Source organism: Rothia sp. HMSC064D08, from assembly GCF_001809525.1.
Taxonomy (GTDB): Bacteria; Actinomycetota; Actinomycetes; order Actinomycetales; family Micrococcaceae; genus Rothia; species Rothia dentocariosa.
The window spans coordinates 1-2767 of record NZ_KV797886.1 but is presented as its reverse complement, the minus strand read 5'-3'; the positions used below and the strand labels follow the sequence as shown (position 1 = coordinate 2767).

Annotated in this window: 3 protein-coding genes; 1 reads left to right on the top strand and 2 read right to left on the bottom strand. The window is 52.1% G+C overall.

The features are described 5' to 3' along the window. Nucleotides 1–563 (bottom strand): hypothetical protein (locus HMPREF2625_RS00015; RefSeq protein ID WP_070520219.1); only part of this gene is annotated, 563 nt, incomplete at its 3' end. Nucleotides 564–883: 320 nt separating this feature from the next. Between HMPREF2625_RS00015 and HMPREF2625_RS00010 the strand changes: the two genes are divergently transcribed. Continuing rightward, nucleotides 884–1903 carry a zinc-dependent alcohol dehydrogenase gene (locus tag HMPREF2625_RS00010; protein WP_246826549.1) on the top strand — a complete coding sequence of 340 codons (1020 nt, stop codon included), beginning with the start codon at nucleotides 884–886 and terminating at the stop codon, nucleotides 1901–1903. A 130-nt stretch (nucleotides 1904–2033) separates the two neighbouring features. Here the strand turns inward: HMPREF2625_RS00010 and HMPREF2625_RS00005 are convergent, their stop codons facing one another. Then, entirely contained in the window at nucleotides 2034–2519 is a 486-nt protein-coding gene (locus HMPREF2625_RS00005) for a chemotaxis protein CheA (RefSeq protein WP_070520216.1), read from the bottom strand. Nucleotides 2520–2767: the final 248 nt, after the last annotated feature.

Genomic DNA, 2767 nt, shown 5'->3' with positions numbered 1-2767 from the left:
TAACCGACGTACTGGTTGATTTCGTTCTGGAGAGCCATGATGGTCTGGGAGGGACCGTCGAGGCGACCATCCTGAGAGATGCCGTAGTGTCCCTGTAGACGCTTGATGATACCGTAGCCGATCTTGGAAGAACCCTTCCAGGTATAACCGGCCTCAAATCCTGCATATTGTTTAGGAGACACACCATCCAGCCATGCGTTCATAACGCTAATAGTGGGGGAGCCTGTTGCTTGATTGGATTCTACCCATTCCCAGCCGCCGATGATTCCGGGGCAAGCAGGTGCCATGCTCGAAGGTTGGGAGCTGATGACTCCGTCAGCAACTGTGGGGATTGCAGTTACTTCTCCATCTTCGTCAGACCAGGTTGCGGTCATGATGGTGTTCATGAATTCCTGCAACCCGAGCGAGGTCTCGGACCCCCACCAGCCGTCGGCGGAGATGGCGTTGGCGGAGGTTGCAGTCACGAGGGTGGAGCCGAAGGCGAGCACGCCTGCGGCGGGAACTCCTATGGCACCTGCTTTGAGCAGCTTGCGGCGGGAAAAGCTAGTGCTTTCGAGGGACATAAAAATATCCTTTCATCGGTGATGCAGGTTATTCCTGCATTTTCACTGTAAAAGGATTCATCTACAAATATCAATCCTAAATTTATTCTTCTATAAAGTTAAATAAAAACTTTTTAAACTTTTTCTGGGTATATTCATGAGCAAAATATTATTATATACGAATAAAATTTTTAAGCATTTTAAAGAATTGTAGAATATGTTTATTTAATGAATGATGTACGAAAAATAAAATATTATGCCCCAGTGGTGTTATGGTCCTTGAACTCGTCTATTGCGGATAGATAGTCTAAAGAGACCGTATTAGAACGCAGGGAGAGATAATGATGAAAGCCAGTATTATCACCGGAATCCGAAGCGCCGAAATGCGCGAGATCGAAGATGCGCAGCCCCAACAACCCGATGAAGCTCTCATTCGAGTTGCCTATGTGGGCATCTGTGGAACCGACCTTGAACTGTACGACGGCACCTCAAACTACCTGCGGCGCGGTCTGACCGAGTATCCGCATCATTATGGACATGAGTGGGTAGGTGTGATCGAAACCCCGCCGCAGACCGCTCATGACAGTCGATTAAAACCCGGTGCCGTAGTCACCGGAAGCACCATGATTCCCTGCCTGACCTGCGATTTCTGCCAGCGCGGGCGGCGTAACCTCTGCACGAACCTGCGCGAAGTCGGTCTCTATGAGCATGGTGGCGCGGCGACACAAAAGCTTGTAATGCCAGCGCACGTGTTGACCGTTATTGACGACGGTTCGGGTGCAGAGCCGCATCCCGAATATATTCTGATCGAGCCCCTCGTGACGGTTTTGGAGGGTCTAGCGAAAGCCGTCCCAGAACCCGGCAATAGGGTGCTTGTGCTGGGCGGTGGCACGATCGGCACCCTTGCGGCGCTGGTGCTGGAGCAGTACCCCATTGAGGTTGCGGTTGTTGATCCCTCGCAGCCCGTGCACCTTGCCGAGCTTGGGATTCAAGCCTATAAGACCGTGGATGGACTTCCTGCCGGAGATTGGGATGCCGTATGGGAATGTTCCGGATCTGCGGCGGCACTGCAAGCTACACCGTCCCTGCTGAGGAATGGGGGCGCGGCGGTGTTGATTGGCTTCCCGCCTGCGCAGACCGGCCTTGATGCTTCAGAGCTTGCCCTGCGGGGGCAGTATCTGGTGGGCGTCCGTCACGGCATCGACCACTATGCGGCTGCCGCGCAGTTCGTGCGGGAGCACCGGGACGAGCTGGGCACACTCATCGATCGCAGTTACAGCCTCGACGATGCGCAGGCCGCCTTCGAGCGATTGGAAGCAGGGGAGCGGGAACGCCCCAAGGTTATGCTGAGTATCGATTAGAATAATTTCCTCATTTTGCGGGCTAAAAGGCTCTTTATTCCACTAAAACATGAAAATCCGCTTTAGTGGAATAAAGAGCCTTTTTGGGTACTGAACCTGACAGCCGATGCCTGGTACGGCTAGAGATCGGTTAGCCGACGTACTGGTTGATTTCGTTTTGTAGAGCCATGATGGTCTGGGACGGACCGTCGAGCGAGCCATCTACGGAGACACCATAGTGCTTCTGAAGCGCAGCAATGTCAGTCGGAGAAAACTTGCCGTCTGTAGCTTTGTTACCCAGCCATTTATGCATGCAGGTTATAGTGGGTGAACCCGTGGCCTGGTAGTAGGGAACCCATTCCCAACCACCGACGATTCCGGGGCACCAGGTCTGCATAACTGCATCCTGACCACTGATGACCCCATCAACCTCAAGGCTGGTTCCCGTGACAGCAATCATAAACCGTTGGAAACCTGCAGTCGTTTCTTCGCCCCACCAGCCGTCGGCGGAGATGGCGTTGGCGGAGGTTGCGGTTACGAGGGTGGAGCCGAAGGCGAGTACGCCTGCTGCGGGAACGCCCAGAGCACCGGCGCGCAGAAGGTTGCGGCGGGAAAGGCTAGTGTTTTCAAGAGACATAAAAATATCCTTTCGTCGGTGATGCAGATTATTTCTGCATTTCTACCCTAAAATTAATTGTCGGAGGATATCAACCATAATTTTTCCAAAGATATTTGTTTATACTTGCAAAAAAGACTCTTTATTCCACTAAAGCATGAAAATCCGCTTTAGCGGAATAAAGAGTCTTCTTATTATCGACTCCCAGTAGTCGATCGTTATATGGCTAGAAGGTGTTAACCGACGTACTGGTTGATTTCGTTCTGGAG

What these genes read in the sequence shown, in the direction of transcription:
- HMPREF2625_RS00010 (WP_246826549.1), top strand. Translation starts at nt 884, where the DNA reads ATGATGAAAGCCAGTATTATCACCGGAATCCGAAGCGCCGAAATGCGC.
- HMPREF2625_RS00005 (WP_070520216.1), bottom strand. Translation starts at nt 2,519, where the DNA reads ATGTCTCTTGAAAACACTAGCCTTTCCCGCCGCAACCTTCTGCGCGCC.